A 14,588-nucleotide genomic window follows, 5' to 3' on the forward strand; every position below is an offset into this window, starting at 1 on the left:
TTCAATTGCTTCGCGTTAGTTTGTTATAAAACTGTAAGCCCAACCATATCATCATTGCTGACAATACAAAGAGTACAATCTTATTGCTGCTGTAAATGTAACCACCAACAGCGGAAGCCAAGCTGTTAAAGGCAGCTATCACTGCCGTTAACAGTGCAAAACTTATATACGAATAATCTGGTGGAATGTTATGGGAAACGCCACTGGTTATGAGTGAATATGCATTCATGAAAGCGCCCCTAAAAAAGAAAGCCAACCAAAGAAACCATTCATTACCTAAAAGGAGCGCTGTGCCGAGAATTGCACACCAAACTGAAATGGTGATGACTCGCCTGCGATTAGAAACACTTATTCCCAGATATGTAAGCAAAACAGCTCCTATGGCAGACACACTACCAAGAACACCGAGTAATGTTCCAGAAAGGTTGTATGTCTCCTTGGCGTACAGAGGAGCATAGGGAACTGTTATCATTAGAGCAAAGCTCATAAAAGCAGCCCACATGAGGCTTCTATAATACTTTGGTGTGCCCCTGGGCAGGGCAAGACTTTTCTTAGTAGGCTTGTCTTTTTTAAGAAAGAGCAGAGGTATGGCAGAAAATGCGAAACAAATGGCTGTAGCATGCATAAGGAGCGTATAACCTCCCACATCCTTTAGAACACCACCGATAAACGGACCAACCATCATACCAACACTGTATGTACTTGCTGTATACATACTACCTTTCATAAACTCATCTCCTAATTCTTCAAGAAAGTATGAGTTTATAAGAGGGCTGGCGAAGCTGCTGATAAAACCAAACAATATGCATCCTACGTAGACGGTCAAATTACTGCGCCCTAAGACCCACAATATAGGAGCTATGGCACTTCCACCCCAGCTAATGATAAAAAGTGGCTTCTTGGAAAAATGGTTACCAAGCCAAGCGCCGACAAAGTAACTTATCACTGCAGCCGCATTTATAAGTGCATTAGCTAATCCAACTTTATCGGGACCACCCAAACGGTATTGTAGAAATATCGGCCATTGGGTCGTGTAAAGACCGATAGAGAAACCCCACATAAGATAGCCTATGCCAAGCGCTTTTAACTCTTTACTCATGCTCCAAAACAACCACGCTTCCAGGCATAAGACGACCAGAAACGTTTACGCCTGCCGACAAAAGTACTTTTTCGTCATACCTGACAACATTCGAAGTATTATTCCATACCATCATGGCACCATTGTGCTTGACCATCAATGGCTCTGTGTTACAGATTCTGGCATTCTTATCATAGTGTTTAATTCTTAACCTATTTAGCTGCGTAATAAAACTTGTAATATCAACACCGTTGTCCCAATGCAACGCATAGTGATCAAAAAATGCTAACTTGCCGTAAAACTCATCGTCCTTAGGGAGCACCCATCTGTCCTCTAATGTGGCGTCCAATCCTAAATTCATGGGTTGCTTTTCCATAAGTTCCAAACCAGCATTTACCACAAAGTAGCTGTTAGGTAAAAACGCTGAAAGGATTAAACGCTGAAGCGCCTTTTCTATGGGCAGTCGGCCAAAGATTCTCGGCGTATCGGGAGTCTCTACTGCTCCCCATACGGGTAAGCTGCGCTTGGCTGTATCAGTAAAGGCTTCCGCAATTTTCTCTTCTCGTGGCAACATCCACCAGATATTCCCTATTATGGCATCATAATTAGATTCCTTTGCTCGCACGTCACCTTCTGGGTTCAGTTCTTCAGCAATAAAAAGAAAGCTTGGCTTTTTATCCAGTGCATTAGAAATCATCTTCTGTTCAAGCTCGCTCGGAAGCGCATGCCCCATATCTATGCGAGCGCCGTCAATGTCGAAACGTTCTATATAACTCACGATGATATTAGATATGTAGTCCCAAAGCTCGACATTCGGTTTAGAGCCCGGAAACCGGCTTGACTTTATAACGTCGAACAGTATGTAAGGGGGATAATCTTCGCCCACGAATGTCTTTGCAACATCTGGATGGTCAAGAAACAAACGGTAAAATGTAACATCGTCCCATGTAGGCTGAGGATCATTTAGCCAATCGCTGAACCCGGGGGGCGTTATGACATCAAATGTGCGAATAAGTTCGGGTAGGAAGTCTTTACCTCTATTCTGGCGGACGAAATTCTCCCATTTTTCTGGGCTTGTTATGGATGGAGAGAGGCGAAATGATGTAAGGAATGCACGAACATCTTCTTTTTGATACAAATAAGCCATATCTTCATTTGAGAGCTGACGGAAGCCCATCTCAGGTGCCTTTGGAGGTCCATACGTGCTCAAAGACGACACATTGATCCAATAGAACCAATCTGGGTGCTCAAGAATGAGCGCACTATCTCTCGCTGCCGTTCTGGGAACAAAATCCACTACAACTTTCATACCAATTCTATGGCAGAACTCAACAAAAGCGCCAAATAGATCCTCCGCAGACATATCGACCAAGGGATCTGCCAAATCTTCTGAAATGCGTAGAGGATCGCTCACGGCATAAGGAGATCCAATAGAACCCTTCTTGAATCGGTTGCTGTATGTGCTCACAGGAAGGAGATACATGGTATCAAAATGCATAGATTTCGCATGGACAGCTACAGCGAGCATCTTTAAAAAGGTTCCCGATTCACGTAATCCCAGTACATCATCAGGCTCAAAAGAACCAAACCCTTTATGGTTATAAGCAGCATTGCTCCTGGGCAAAGAAACATAAAGGCTGTTAGAGCTCATGCTTGGTTTACCTTCTTCTTCCCCAGATTCCACTTCCAACAAACTGCTGAAAAATTCATACGGATTTACCTTAAAACGTACGCCATCAAATGACGCTCTTCCTTTGTAACCGCACGGCATCCACTGCCTGGGAACAAAATAATTTACTGGTGCATTGCCTTTCCCCTTTTCTAACTCTCTCCCCAATTGTTCTAAAAACATTGATTTACGCTCCTTTCCCCACAGGCCTGATATCGACAAAATTCCACATGAGCTGGGACCCCATATTTCCTTTCTGTAATGTGGAATCTATGAGGTCGTTCACATTTGGAGCATCTATGTCTGTCCAAAAACCATGCTCCAATCTAAGAACACCTCGTGGAACACGAGAAGTAACCTTACAAGCAATGTCAAGGCTGCCTCTTTCATTTTCTATTCTGGCAAGCTCACCATCACAAATTCTTAGCTGTGCGGCGTCATCTACGTTTATTTCCAATATGGGAACGGCATTAATCTCATTGTCATATTGACTATGCAACCTAAGTCTGGCAACAGGGGTCAAAAGAAGGAAACTTCCTTCTTTTTCTCTATTTAAGTTACTTAATACACGACTATCTGATGGCCAATTAGGATGTCCGACTTTTGGAGGTTCTGGAAGAGCGATACGCTTTTTCTCTTTCAAATAGTCATAACTAACATTCAAAGGTCTCAAAGCACCATCTATGAGTTGAATGTCATTCTCATAAAGCTCTTTATTCTTCAGCCCAAGTTTCTCAGAGAGAGCCCTACTAAGCTCCATATTGCTCATGCTGTTTTCCGGAGCACTAAAAGCTATTTCATTGAAACCCAAATATTTGTGCCCATAGGAAGGTATTACATCTTCAAATTCTAGATAGTGCTTGGCAGGAAAAACCAAATCAGCAGCTTGAGCTGTTTCTGTCATAAACAAATCGTGCACAATAACAAAGTTATCTTCGCTCTTAAACGCTTTAATCAAAGTCCTTCTATCTGGAATTGTGTTCAGCGGATTCGCATTTAAAACGAAAAACACTGCTCCATGTTCTCCACGCAGTTCTTCACTTAGTTTCGTCCAACTTATCGATCTATTATTTGGTTTTTGCGACCCTAATCGTACATAGTCCACATCGATACCGTAATATGGACGATCAAAATAGAAATGATCTCTTTTCCCTATGACATCTAACAAAGATACAATTAAACGTACACAAAGGCCACCATTCCACTGACGTTGAAAGCCATAACCTAAAAATACGAATGGATTAGCACTTTTCAGAAGTCCATCACATAACAAGTTGACGACTTCTTGACTAACACCTGATATGTCTTCCAAATTAGTGAATTTACTCATATCAAGAGGCACTTCATAACCACGTTTTTTCATTTCCATCAAAAGTTGTAATACAAGAGCAACATCACCGCCAGGTCTAACAGGTACGTGGTTGAACGCTGCCGCAGTATCAGTTTGCACGGGATCGATAACAAAAACGTTCTTTACCTGCCTTGCCCATGTAAATGCATGTATGGATGAGTAAGCTATATTTGCACCCCAGATTATTAAGAAGTCACTTTCCCTTATCTCGTCTATATCCGATCCATATATAGAACCAAAACCGTCGAGTAATTCGTTGTCTCCTGCTGTAGAGCATATGTCCCACGTTACTTCTGGCGCGCCTAACTGTCTAAATAATCGCTGATGGAAAAAACGCGATAAAATGCCCATGTGCCCTGAATAGTCAATTCTGTAAACCTTACCTTTTGAACGGTTCATCTGCTCAGCGGCTATGTTTAATGCAAGGTCTAAAGTGATTTTTTCAAAGCCGTGAGCAGTTCTTACCATGGGCTTTACCACACGATTTACATCGTTCACTTGCCTTAAGCTTAGTGACGCTTTGCCACAGACCAAACCGGACGTAAAAGGATGAGACTTATCACCCTTAAGTTTTCCGTTTTCATAAAGCATCCCACACGTATCGAAACAATCTCGAGGGCACACATGGTAGCTCATAGAACATATGATACCAAAGGCCTTAAAGAAAAGAGAGTGCATAGAGGTTAAATGTGTGCATAAAGAAGATTAGCTACTTGTTGTAACCTTTTTCATTGTCGTATTAAAATAGAACGAAATAGGAGGTGTCGGTGAAGTGTTTAGGGGCATAATCGTACCATTGGTGACATCCTTTTCAAATGACTTTTCCGTAGACTTTCAAAGTATGCGCACACATATTCAATACCTGCTTAGCCAAGGGGTAAACGGTATATTTGTCAATGCATCCACATCAGAATTCTTTTCCATGTCTGCAGATGAACAGATAAGTGTTATGAAATTGGCCACGGAAGAACTTTCCGATTCTGGTGCTGCTGTTTTAACAGGTGTAACAAGCAACAGCACATCTCATTCCGTAAAACTGGCGAAAATGGCGCGAGATCTGAACTTTGATGGTATTGTTGCAGCTCCTCCATATTACGGAACGTTTAGCGAAAAAGCGATGTTCCAGCACTTTAAATCTATCGCCCAAGCGTCTCAACTTCCACTCATTCTTTACGATATCCCTGGAGCAACCGGTAATCCTTTGCCACCTTCGCTCGTCGAAGAGCTGGTAAAAGAAGGCTTGGCAACGGGTATAAAGATTACTCGTGATAGCTTAACATATATTCAGCAAATATTAGCTATTAAGGAACGTTATCCTTCTTTCTCGGTCCTTGTTGGATTTGACCAATATCTGGCCACAAACCTATTACTTGGTGGAGATGGAGGAATAGTAGCCGGAGCCAACGTTATACCTTCTGTGTATCTGGCACTCATAAGGGCGTATGAGCAGAGCGATATGGAAGCATTTACCAACTTTGCTCGTCAAATAGGAGTTTTTAGCATGATTTATGACAAAACAAATTCTTTTGCAGGCGCCATTAAGGCCGCTGCCCAATGGTTCCAATTACCTATTTCACTAAAATGCCGTCCTCCTCTCATAGCAGATGCACCAGAACAGGTGGAAGAAGTGCTACTGAGGGCAGAACTTATCAAATAGGTCGATGACGTTCAAACAAATGACTCTGCTGCCCTGTTAAAGAACAGCCAGTTACTAACTTTTATGGAGCTATCGGACACAGAAAGAAACGTATTTCCATTTGCTTGTTTTACCAATGTATCCCATGCACTTGGACCGAATCGGTTTTCCACGTCTTGTCTGCGTATCCCTTCCTGTAATAGCCTCAAGTTCATAATAGCGTACTCAGACAATTGATCTACAAGCGACATTTCTTCGTATTCTTCATAAGGCGGTTCTTTGTTTTGTTCAATGCTCTCAATATAGTGTCTTATATTCGAAATCCACTTATAACGTACTCCACCAACATAACCAGCAGCAGATGGGCCCAGAGCGTAGTAGTCTTCATCATGCCAATAAATTTTGTTGTGTAAACACTGGTAGCCCGGTCTTGCATAGTTCGAGATTTCGTAATGTTCATACCCACGCTCAGTGAGGAATTGTTCTATCTCCAACATGAGGTCTGCATCATCCCAATCCCAATCCTTGTAAACACTCCAAAAAGGCGTACCTTCATGGATTTCCAGCGGGTAAACAGAAATATGCGGTATGCCTAAAGCAACCACAGATAAGATATCCCTTTTAACATCCTCACGCGTTTGGCGAGGAACACCTATCAAAAGATCAACGCTGATTTGCCATTGTGTCTTTAGATCCAGAAGTGTAGAAAAACCCACTTTACTCCGTTTTAGTACAGACAGAACATTGTCAGAAAAAGATTGCACCCCTATGGATAATCGAGTGAAATTCTCAAGAACAGGCATATTCTCGGGCTTTATATCTTCAGGATTAAGTTCTATAGTCCGCTCTCTAGCTTTAGGCAAGTAGCTGACCAGCCGTTTCCAATTGCTTACACCCAAGCAGAGCGGTGTTCCACCTCCGGCATAAAGTGTATCTACTTCTTTGGGTACGCCATCCAGTTGCTTTATGATGGCGTCAGTGTAACGGTCACTCCACTTAGGTGGCATGTGAGATACACTGTAATAATCGCAAAATGGGCATCGTTCGTGGCAAAAAGGAACATGCAAATAAAAACCTGTCATTTTATGAATCAGAATCTGCCTTCAAAACGGATAAGAACGCTTCTTGAGGTATATCGACTTGGTTGAATTGGCGCATTCGTTTTTTACCCGCTTTCTGTTTTTCCAAAAGCTTCTTTTTTCTGCTAACGTCGCCGCCATAGCACTTGGCTAAGACATCTTTTCTAAGTGGCTTTACCGTTTCGCGGGCAACTATCTTACCGCCAGCTTTTACCTGAATAACTACCTCGACCAGTTGTTTAGGTATGGTACGCTTAAGATTCAATGCAACGCTTCTTGCCGAACGCATAACCTCTTCTTTAGGAACCAGCAGTGTTATCGCATCGAGCTTTCTACCGTTTATAAAGACTTCTATTTTATCTACATCTGCTTCTCGAAAACCTATATGTTCATAATCAAAAGAAGCATAACCGCGCGTCATGCTCTTCAATTGATCGTAGAAGTCAGTAATAATCTCTGAAAAAGGTAAATCGTATTTCAAGAGGACCCTGTCCTGAGATATATAGTCCATCTGCACCATTTTTCCGCGCCTGTTCTCACAAAGTTGAATAACATTGCCTAAATAAGCAGAAGGTACCACTACAGTACCACGTATAAAAGGCTCTTCAACTAATTCCACTTCAGAAAAATCAGGAAAATCAGCTGGATTCCTTATTTCAAGGTAATCTCCAGCACGTGTGAGTACATGGTATTCCACATTGGGAGATGTCAGTATAAGATCCAAATCAAACTCCCGTTCAAGACGTTCTCTGACAATGTCCATATGCAAAAGACCCAAAAAGCCGCAACGAAACCCTGGGCCGAATGCTTGGCTGTTCTCTGGTTCAAAGGTTAGTGCTGCATCATTTAGTTGAAGCTTCTTCAAAGATTCTCTCAGACGCTCAAAGTCTTCATTCTCTGTAGGATACATGGATGCAAACACCATGGGTTTCATAGGCGAAAAACCGGGAATAGGATTATCAGAAGGTTGAGATGCCAAGGTCATCGTATCTCCCACCGGCACTTCTCTTATGTCTCTAATGTTGGCAGCCACGTAACCTACATCTCCGGCTGTGAGCTTCTCCACTGGAACCATTTTAAGTTCAAACACACCAACTTCGATAACTTCTGACACTGTTCCGCCAGACCAGAACTTTATGAGGTCCCCTGCTTTTATTTCTCCATTGAATATGCGTACCACAGAGACAACACCTTTGTAATTGTCATAAAAGGCATCAAAAACTAACGCTTGTAAAGGCCCATCTTCATTACCGCTTGGTGCGGGTATCTCATTAATCAAACGCTGGATTAATTCATCCACACCAGTACCGTCTTTTGCAGACACAAGTACGGGTTCTATGTCATCTTTCCCAAGAAGCTGAGCCATAGCACTTTTTGTGCTCTCTATATCAGCCGAAGGCAAATCTATCTTGTTTATCACCGGGACGATAGTCAAATTATGCTCCATAGCTTTGTAGGCATGAGCAACTGTCTGAGCTTCCACTCCTTGGGTTGCATCCACCAACAGCACTGCGCCCTCACATGCAGCCAAAGAACGGGACACCTCATATGAAAAATCTACATGGCCAGGCGTATCAATAAGGTTAAAAATGTAATCACCTATGGTAAGACGAACAGGGTGGCTCTTGATTGTTATACCTCTCTCGCGTTCCAAATCCATGCTGTCCAGCATTTGTTTTTGCAGCTTTTCACGCCTGACCAACCCAGAAAGCTCCAGGAACCTGTCGGCTAATGTAGATTTACCATGATCAATATGTGCTATGATTGAAAAGTTTCTGATTTTGCTCTTATCTGACATATAATCCTTTCACTTAGCCACCAGGATAGGTCTACCTTCGACTGCAAAGGCGCTTCCTCTGTGGTGTTCTTATTTATTAACCAACCGCTATTTGTATCAACACCGAATCCCGTATTTTCTTCATCAATTCTATTTGCGAAGATGGCATCCACTTGCTTTCTCGCTAATTTTTCACGCGCTTCTTCCACCACTCCATCGGTACCGGCAGCGAAAGCCAAATAAAAAACATTAGGGTACTTTTGAGTATATTTAGCTATTACATCAGGGGTAGCCTGTAATGTAAGTTCAAGATTACCTTGCCTCTTCATCTTACCAGCCACTTTCGATGTTGTAAAGTCACCCACCGCAGCAGCCATTAAGACAGCATGGCAAGAAGGCACTGTTTGATCCATTAATCTTTCCAAATCAGCTACGGACTCAAATGTTAGCAATTTTACACCGGGTGGAACATCCAAATTTACAGGACCACTAAGCAATGTAACTTCAGCACCTCGAAGTGCGCAAGCTTCAGCTAACGCATAGCCCATCTTTCCACTGGATGGGTTGGATATGAAGCGTACATCGTCTATGTATTCTCTCGTTGGGCCAGCAGTAACTAAAACTCGCATACCTGCCATGTCTTGTGGTACTAATGTCTTGGCTACGCTAAAGAGAATGGGCTCTACCTCTGGGAAACGTCCTTTGCCAACCTCTCCATCGGCCAAGTGCCCTATTTCTGGCTCCACAACGACAACTCCATGATCACGAAGTTTGCTCAAGTTCTCCTGCGTAGCTTTGTTCTCATACATCCTCACGTTCATGGCCGGCACTACAACCAGCGGTTTGTCAGAACCCAAAACTATGCTTGTAAGTAAGTTATCTGCTATGCCATTGGCTATTTTAGCTAACGTATTTGCCGTGGCGGGCGCCACGACAATAACATCGGACCATCTTCCCAGTTCTATGTGGAGGCTTCTTAATTTCATGTTCCATAAATCTTCATCCGTATAAGCTACATCATTGGTAAGGGATATAAAACTGACTGGGCCCACAAAACGCAAAGCAGATTGTGTTAGCACTGTCCTTACATGGGCATCGCATTTTGCTAATGATGATGCCACATTACATGCTTTAAACGCCGCTATAGAACCACTTACACCTAAAAGTATGTTCTTTCTACGGAAAACAGAAGATGGAATCCACATAAACCGCTAAATGCGTAAACTAACCGAAACTTTTCTTTCGGCAATATCTTCTACAGCCTTCTCAACTGGAACTTGATAAATGCCCGTTTGAGCCAATATTTCTTTTTGCATTTTTTTCGCTGTCAAACCCACCGCAACAACCACAGCATATCTAGGGAGTCCAGTAATTCTCTCCAGCTCTTCTAATGTCACCGGCTTCATCAAAAATCCCTCCTTTTCTTAAGGATTCCACCATGGAACGCGCTCTATCTTCGGTTACAACAAAATCTACTAAGGAAAGTATTTTTAAAATATTCTCTACAGCATGTTGTACTTCAACGTTAACCACAAAGAAATGATATTCTCTTAAATAATCCAGTTCCTGCAAACTTCTAAGTAGCCGCAATTCCTGCTCGTCCATTTCTTCCGTCCCACGCTTCACCAACCTGCGTTTCAACTCATCAAGGGACGGAGGCAGCAAAAATATCAATATCGCATCAGGAAACCTGCGTTTTACTTGCATAGCACCTTGCATATCAATCTCAAGGATGACCTTTTTACCTTCCTGTAAATGCTGCATTACAAAGTCCTTAGGCGTACCATAGTAAGAGCCATGTACGTAGGCCCATTCCAGAAGCCTGTCAGTAGCTACCATTTTCTTGAAGGTGGAATAATCTACAAAATAATAATCCTTACCGTTTACCTCGCCTGGCCTCGGCTTTCTGGTTGTTACAGAAACCGACAGCACAAGCTCTTGATCTTGCTTGAGGAGTTCGCTTACAACAGTGCCTTTACCTACACCTGATGGACCGCTTATAACAATGAGCCTACCGCCCACTTATGATTCCTCTCTCGCTGCAAAGTCGTCCTGTTCTTCATCACCTGAAGATGGTGCTTCCATTTCTTCTGTTTCTTCTACTTCTTCTTCAAGTCGGCTCACCAACGTGTCGGGTAGCACGGCAGATAAAACGATAAACCCGCCATCTGTCAAAATAGCGGCCCTCGTCCTACGACCAAATGTCGCGTCAACCAGACGTCCTTGCTCCTTAGCAAGCCGAATCATACGTCTTATCGGAGCAGAATCAGGCCCCACAATACCAATTATTTTCGAAACAGAGATATATGAACTAAAACCAATATTAAGGAAACCACTTTCCACACTTCTATTATATCATTCAAACACCGTCAAAAGCAGACTCCTCAAGACAGCTATTTGCACAACGTCTTACTTAATATTTAGCACCACCTTGCCGGAATTACCGGACATCATAGCATCGAATCCTTTTTGATAATCTTTGAAATCAAATTGATGAGTTATTACTTTGGTAAGATCAACTTTTCCGCTGCTGACTAAAGCTAACCCCAAGTCCCATGTTTCCCACAATCTTCTGCCTGTGATTCCATGTATGGTAATGCCTTTGGACACCACATTGTTGGCAATATCCAAAGATACGTTATTATCAGGAAGGCCAAGGATGCACATTTCCCCGCCAGGAACAATCATATCCAACCCCTGGTTTAGAGCACTCTGGCTGCCGCTCATTTCCAAAACAACATCGGCTCCGCCTAAATCATTTACCACTCTCACAGGGTCTTTTTCTTTTACGTTTATGGTTACATCTGCCCCCACGTTTGAAGCTAATTGAAGCCTGTAGGGAGACAAGTCAGTAGCAATGACCAAAGTGGCACCCAATGCCTTGGCAACAGGTATAGCCATAACACCTATGGGTCCAACACCGGTGACGACAACCTTTTTTCCTCTAACATCAGCTGACTGAACAGTGTGCACAGCGTTACCAAATGGTTCGAGTACAGAACCTGCCTCTAATGGAACACTGGGAGGTAATTTCACCAAGTTTTCCTCTGGAATGGCGATATATTCAGCAAAAGCACCATCCATGTGTACACCTATGATTTTTGTATTCTCACAGGCATGATACATATTCCTTCTGCATTCACGACACGTATGGCACACCACATGCGATTCGGCGGAAACGATGTCCCCCTCATGAACTTTGCCCAAGCCACCATTCACTTTTAGGACTTTACCAACAAATTCATGACCGATAGTAACAGGAGGATTCATACGCTTCTGGGCCCATTCGTTCCACTGGTATATATGAACGTCTGTGCCACATATGGATGCTTTCCAGACTTCTACCAGTGCCCATCCTTCCGGCAATTCCTTTGGTTCATCTATTTCGTACATCGCTACACCTTTTGTCGCGGAACCCTTTCTTATAGCTAACATATGCACACTCCCTTCATAACGTCTTAATTATAGCTTAAAACAAACATGCAATATCAAATTTGAAGAGAATGTGGAGTTTTATGTGATAAAATCAAGCATGTAATCGGTTTAAGGAGGTGTTTCCCCAGTGAAACTCGGTATAATTGGCGCAGGACCCGGTGGATATGAAGCAGCATTGTATGCAGCACAAAGAGGCGTAGAAGTAACACTGTTTGAGAAACAGTTCGTTGGAGGGACGTGTTTAAACTTAGGATGCATACCTACAAAGACCATTCTAGCCAGCGCTGAAGTTTTTTCACATATCAAGGCTGCCTCACAATTTGGAATCACAGTGGATAATGCACAGATGAGTTGGCCTCAGGTACAACAACGAATGATTAAAACAGTAGGTCAGTTAAGAAAAGGCGTGGAGTTTCTGCTAAAAAAACGAAATGTTCAGTTTGTGCATAGTGAGGCACATTATTTAGGCGATCACAAGATAGAAGCAGGTTCGCAAACATACGAATTCGATAAGGTCATTATCGCAACTGGATCCAGGCCAGCAGAACTTCCAGGGCTGAATACAGATAAGAAATGGATCATAAATAGCAATCACTTTTTTACGAGAAAAGAACTTCCCAAAAGAGCTTTAGTAGTAGGGACAGGAGCAATTGGCTTAGAACTCAGTGACATGCTTAGGGCATTTGGAACTGAGCTCACGGTGGTAGAACTCGTTCCCCAAGTGATGCCTTTAATAGATCAAGATGTTTCAGCCAGCTATTCGAAAATTTTGTCCAGAAAAGGGATAAACTTCGTCGTTGGCAATTCGGTAAAGAATATTGAATATTTTGATGATCATATGAAAGTGACCCTTACCAATGACCAACAGTTAGATGTGGACCAAATAATTGTGGGTGTTGGCAGAGCTTCTAATGTGGAAGTCATACATACTGATAAAGTTGTGTTAGAACGAGGAAAAATAAAGGTAGATAAAACTTTGCAAACATCAGAAGAAGGCACTTATGCAATAGGAGATGTGGCTTTTCCACCTGTACCAAGAGGTGCCTTAGCTCATGTAGCCTCTCATGAGGGTATATTTGCAGTGAAGCACATTTTAGGAGAAAGTAAGGAAATGGATTGGCATGCGGTGCCATGGGTAGTTTTCACAGATCCACCACTGGCCGCTGTAGGCATGATGGAAAAGGAAGCAAATCAGGCAAACATCGCTGTGAAAACATATAACCTTTCTTACAAGGCATTAGGTGCTGCTTTAGCAAAGAACAGAGCTGAAGGGTTTGCGAAGTTTATTGTTGATCCAGAGACGACAAGAGTTTTGGGAGCCGAAATAGTAGGCGTGGGGGCCGACCTCATTATCAATGAATTGGCTGTTATCGTCCAGCAAAACATGACAATGAAAGAAGTTTCGGAAGTTATACACGCACACCCCACACTTTCTGAAGTAGTCAAAGAATCAGCTTTCGGTATATTAGGTTATCCCATAAACACTCTATAGCGTTAGAAAGTTAAATAAGTTCAGGGGCAACCTGAAAATGTTGCCCCTTTCTTTTATATATACTCTTCTGCTTTCAATATGCCTCTTGGTTGTGCACCTTCCAAGAAAGCACGTATGTTTTCCGCAGCCATTTGTGTCGCTTTCAACAATTGCCCAGGCACTTGTCCAGAGTTATGGGGACTACCAATGACATTGGGCAGGTCCAAAAACGGATAGTGCATCTCAAATTTGCCATGACGGAACGGTTCCACCCACCATGCATCTATGCCGGCTTTGAACTCAGGGTTGTTTTTCAGATGTTCAAACAATGCTCTTTCATCGATGATTTCCCCTCGTGCCACGTTAACTAAGATGGCGTCAGGCTTCATCCAAGAAAGCTCCCTTTCACCTATAAGGCCTCGCGTCGAATTACTAAGCGGCAACGAGATAACCACAATATCGGCATTCCTTAATACATACTCCAAGTTGGACAAAGTGCCGATGAATGCCACATCTTCGTCAGTTTTACCGCTGGTATTAATAGCCCATATCTGGGCCCCAAATGCCTTCATCAAACGTGCCGTTGCCTTACCGATGCCACCGAAACCCAACACAGCACAAATGGAACCTTTTATGGATTTGTTGAGCCCCATTTGATCAAATATGCCTTGTCTTAGTTTCTCAGTGCCGCCTCTCAAATCCTTTGCCAAAGCAAGAACCATGGCCATAGCATGCTCTGCCATAGGTTCTGCGTAGGCACCTACATTACCAGCCACTATGAAAGATTGTTGAAAAGCTTGCTTGGGTAAGTGGTCAGCGCCGGCTGATAACAGTTGCATCAATTTTGCTTTCTTCAAAAGTGCGTATTCGTTTTCGCCCAATTCTCGGGCAGGGTTCCAGCTTAGCACAATATCAGCAGTGCTCAAAGCCTGTAACCGATCAGGCAAGTCTTCTACGTAAAGAACCTGGCATAAGCCATTTAGTGTCTTCTCGATGATTTGCCTCTGCTCCGAGCTCGCTTTAAATGTAACCAGAACAGTACAATTCTCCATACATATGCCTCCCACAAACATTGTTCTGAGAAAAGTATAA

Annotated in this window: 13 protein-coding genes; 2 read left to right on the forward strand and 11 right to left on the reverse strand. The window is 42.9% G+C overall.

Translation table 11 applies throughout. The features are described 5' to 3' along the window. Position 1: 1 nt before the first annotated feature. Genes D890_RS0105120 through D890_RS0105130 form a run of 3 tightly spaced genes read right to left on the reverse strand, consistent with a single transcriptional unit; the run spans position 2 to position 4,734 of the window. Positions 2 to 1,099: an MFS transporter gene (locus D890_RS0105120; RefSeq protein ID WP_018963438.1), complete on the reverse strand. Its 1,098-nt coding sequence runs from the start codon at positions 1,097 to 1,099 to the stop codon at positions 2 to 4. Further along, on the reverse strand, positions 1,092 to 2,930 hold the full coding sequence (locus tag D890_RS0105125; RefSeq protein WP_018963439.1) for an alpha-amylase family protein: 1,839 nt from the start codon (positions 2,928 to 2,930) through the stop codon (positions 1,092 to 1,094). The genes D890_RS0105120 and D890_RS0105125 overlap by 8 nt, the downstream gene beginning before the upstream one ends. A 4-nt stretch (positions 2,931 to 2,934) precedes the next feature. Continuing rightward, positions 2,935 to 4,734 carry a molybdopterin-containing oxidoreductase family protein gene (locus D890_RS0105130; RefSeq protein ID WP_040363489.1) on the reverse strand — a complete coding sequence of 600 codons (1,800 nt, stop codon included), beginning with the start codon at positions 4,732 to 4,734 and terminating at the stop codon, positions 2,935 to 2,937. Positions 4,735 to 4,870: 136 nt separating this feature from the next. On the opposite strand from D890_RS0105130, the gene D890_RS0105135 reads away from it, so the two are divergent. Beyond that, the gene (locus D890_RS0105135) at positions 4,871 to 5,755 is read left to right on the forward strand and encodes a dihydrodipicolinate synthase family protein (RefSeq protein ID WP_018963441.1); all 885 of its coding nucleotides are present in this window, start codon (positions 4,871 to 4,873) and stop codon (positions 5,753 to 5,755) included. An 11-nt stretch (positions 5,756 to 5,766) separates the two neighbouring features. Here D890_RS0105135 and D890_RS0105140 read toward each other — a convergent pair whose 3' ends face one another. From D890_RS0105140 to tdh, 7 genes are all read right to left on the reverse strand, one after another. Continuing rightward, on the reverse strand, positions 5,767 to 6,816 hold the full coding sequence (locus D890_RS0105140) for a coproporphyrinogen-III oxidase family protein (RefSeq protein WP_018963442.1): 1,050 nt from the start codon (positions 6,814 to 6,816) through the stop codon (positions 5,767 to 5,769). 1 nt (position 6,817) lies between these two features. Next, positions 6,818 to 8,611, reverse strand: coding sequence for a translation elongation factor 4 (gene lepA / locus D890_RS0105145; RefSeq protein WP_018963443.1), 1,794 nt, complete (start codon positions 8,609 to 8,611; stop codon positions 6,818 to 6,820). Continuing rightward, complete coding sequence (coaBC, locus tag D890_RS0105150) at positions 8,572 to 9,795, reverse strand: bifunctional phosphopantothenoylcysteine decarboxylase/phosphopantothenate--cysteine ligase CoaBC (RefSeq protein WP_018963444.1); 1,224 nt, start codon at positions 9,793 to 9,795, stop codon at positions 8,572 to 8,574. Before coaBC ends, lepA begins: the two co-directional genes overlap by 40 nt. Positions 9,796 to 9,801: 6 nt before the next feature. Next, complete coding sequence (locus D890_RS0105155; protein WP_018963445.1) at positions 9,802 to 9,996, reverse strand: hypothetical protein; 195 nt, start codon at positions 9,994 to 9,996, stop codon at positions 9,802 to 9,804. Beyond that, positions 9,947 to 10,612 (reverse strand): guanylate kinase, encoded by a 666-nt coding sequence (gene gmk, locus D890_RS0105160; protein WP_018963446.1) that lies wholly within the window; start codon positions 10,610 to 10,612, stop codon positions 9,947 to 9,949. The genes D890_RS0105155 and gmk overlap by 50 nt, the downstream gene beginning before the upstream one ends. Next, positions 10,613 to 10,933 carry a DUF370 domain-containing protein gene (locus D890_RS0105165; protein ID WP_018963447.1) on the reverse strand — a complete coding sequence of 107 codons (321 nt, stop codon included), beginning with the start codon at positions 10,931 to 10,933 and terminating at the stop codon, positions 10,613 to 10,615. A 66-nt stretch (positions 10,934 to 10,999) separates the two neighbouring features. Beyond that, positions 11,000 to 12,025: an L-threonine 3-dehydrogenase gene (gene tdh / locus D890_RS0105170; RefSeq protein ID WP_018963448.1), complete on the reverse strand. Its 1,026-nt coding sequence runs from the start codon at positions 12,023 to 12,025 to the stop codon at positions 11,000 to 11,002. 127 nt (positions 12,026 to 12,152) lie between these two features. On the opposite strand from tdh, the gene lpdA reads away from it, so the two are divergent. Continuing rightward, on the forward strand, positions 12,153 to 13,517 hold the full coding sequence (lpdA, locus tag D890_RS0105175) for a dihydrolipoyl dehydrogenase (protein ID WP_018963449.1): 1,365 nt from the start codon (positions 12,153 to 12,155) through the stop codon (positions 13,515 to 13,517). Between the two features lie 53 nt (positions 13,518 to 13,570). Here lpdA and D890_RS0105180 read toward each other — a convergent pair whose 3' ends face one another. After that, positions 13,571 to 14,548: a 2-hydroxyacid dehydrogenase gene (locus D890_RS0105180; protein WP_018963450.1), complete on the reverse strand. Its 978-nt coding sequence runs from the start codon at positions 14,546 to 14,548 to the stop codon at positions 13,571 to 13,573. Between the last annotated feature and the right edge of the window lie 40 nt (positions 14,549 to 14,588).

Origin of the sequence: Coprothermobacter platensis DSM 11748 (assembly GCF_000378005.1) — a bacterium.
Lineage (GTDB): Bacteria > Coprothermobacterota > Coprothermobacteria > Coprothermobacterales > Coprothermobacteraceae > Coprothermobacter > Coprothermobacter platensis.

Bases quoted from the DNA above. Each gene is read 5' to 3' on its own strand.
- D890_RS0105120 (WP_018963438.1), bottom strand. From the start codon at position 1,099: ATGAGTAAAGAGTTAAAAGCGCTTGGCATAGGCTATCTTATGTGGGGT.
- D890_RS0105125 (WP_018963439.1), bottom strand. From the start codon at position 2,930: ATGTTTTTAGAACAATTGGGGAGAGAGTTAGAAAAGGGGAAAGGCAAT.
- D890_RS0105130 (WP_040363489.1), bottom strand. From the start codon at position 4,734: ATGAGCTACCATGTGTGCCCTCGAGATTGTTTCGATACGTGTGGGATG.
- D890_RS0105140 (WP_018963442.1), bottom strand. From the start codon at position 6,816: ATGACAGGTTTTTATTTGCATGTTCCTTTTTGCCACGAACGATGCCCA.
- lepA (WP_018963443.1), bottom strand. From the start codon at position 8,611: ATGTCAGATAAGAGCAAAATCAGAAACTTTTCAATCATAGCACATATT.
- coaBC (WP_018963444.1), bottom strand. From the start codon at position 9,795: ATGTGGATTCCATCTTCTGTTTTCCGTAGAAAGAACATACTTTTAGGT.
- D890_RS0105155 (WP_018963445.1), bottom strand. From the start codon at position 9,996: ATGAAGCCGGTGACATTAGAAGAGCTGGAGAGAATTACTGGACTCCCT.
- tdh (WP_018963448.1), bottom strand. From the start codon at position 12,025: ATGTTAGCTATAAGAAAGGGTTCCGCGACAAAAGGTGTAGCGATGTAC.
- D890_RS0105180 (WP_018963450.1), bottom strand. From the start codon at position 14,548: ATGGAGAATTGTACTGTTCTGGTTACATTTAAAGCGAGCTCGGAGCAG.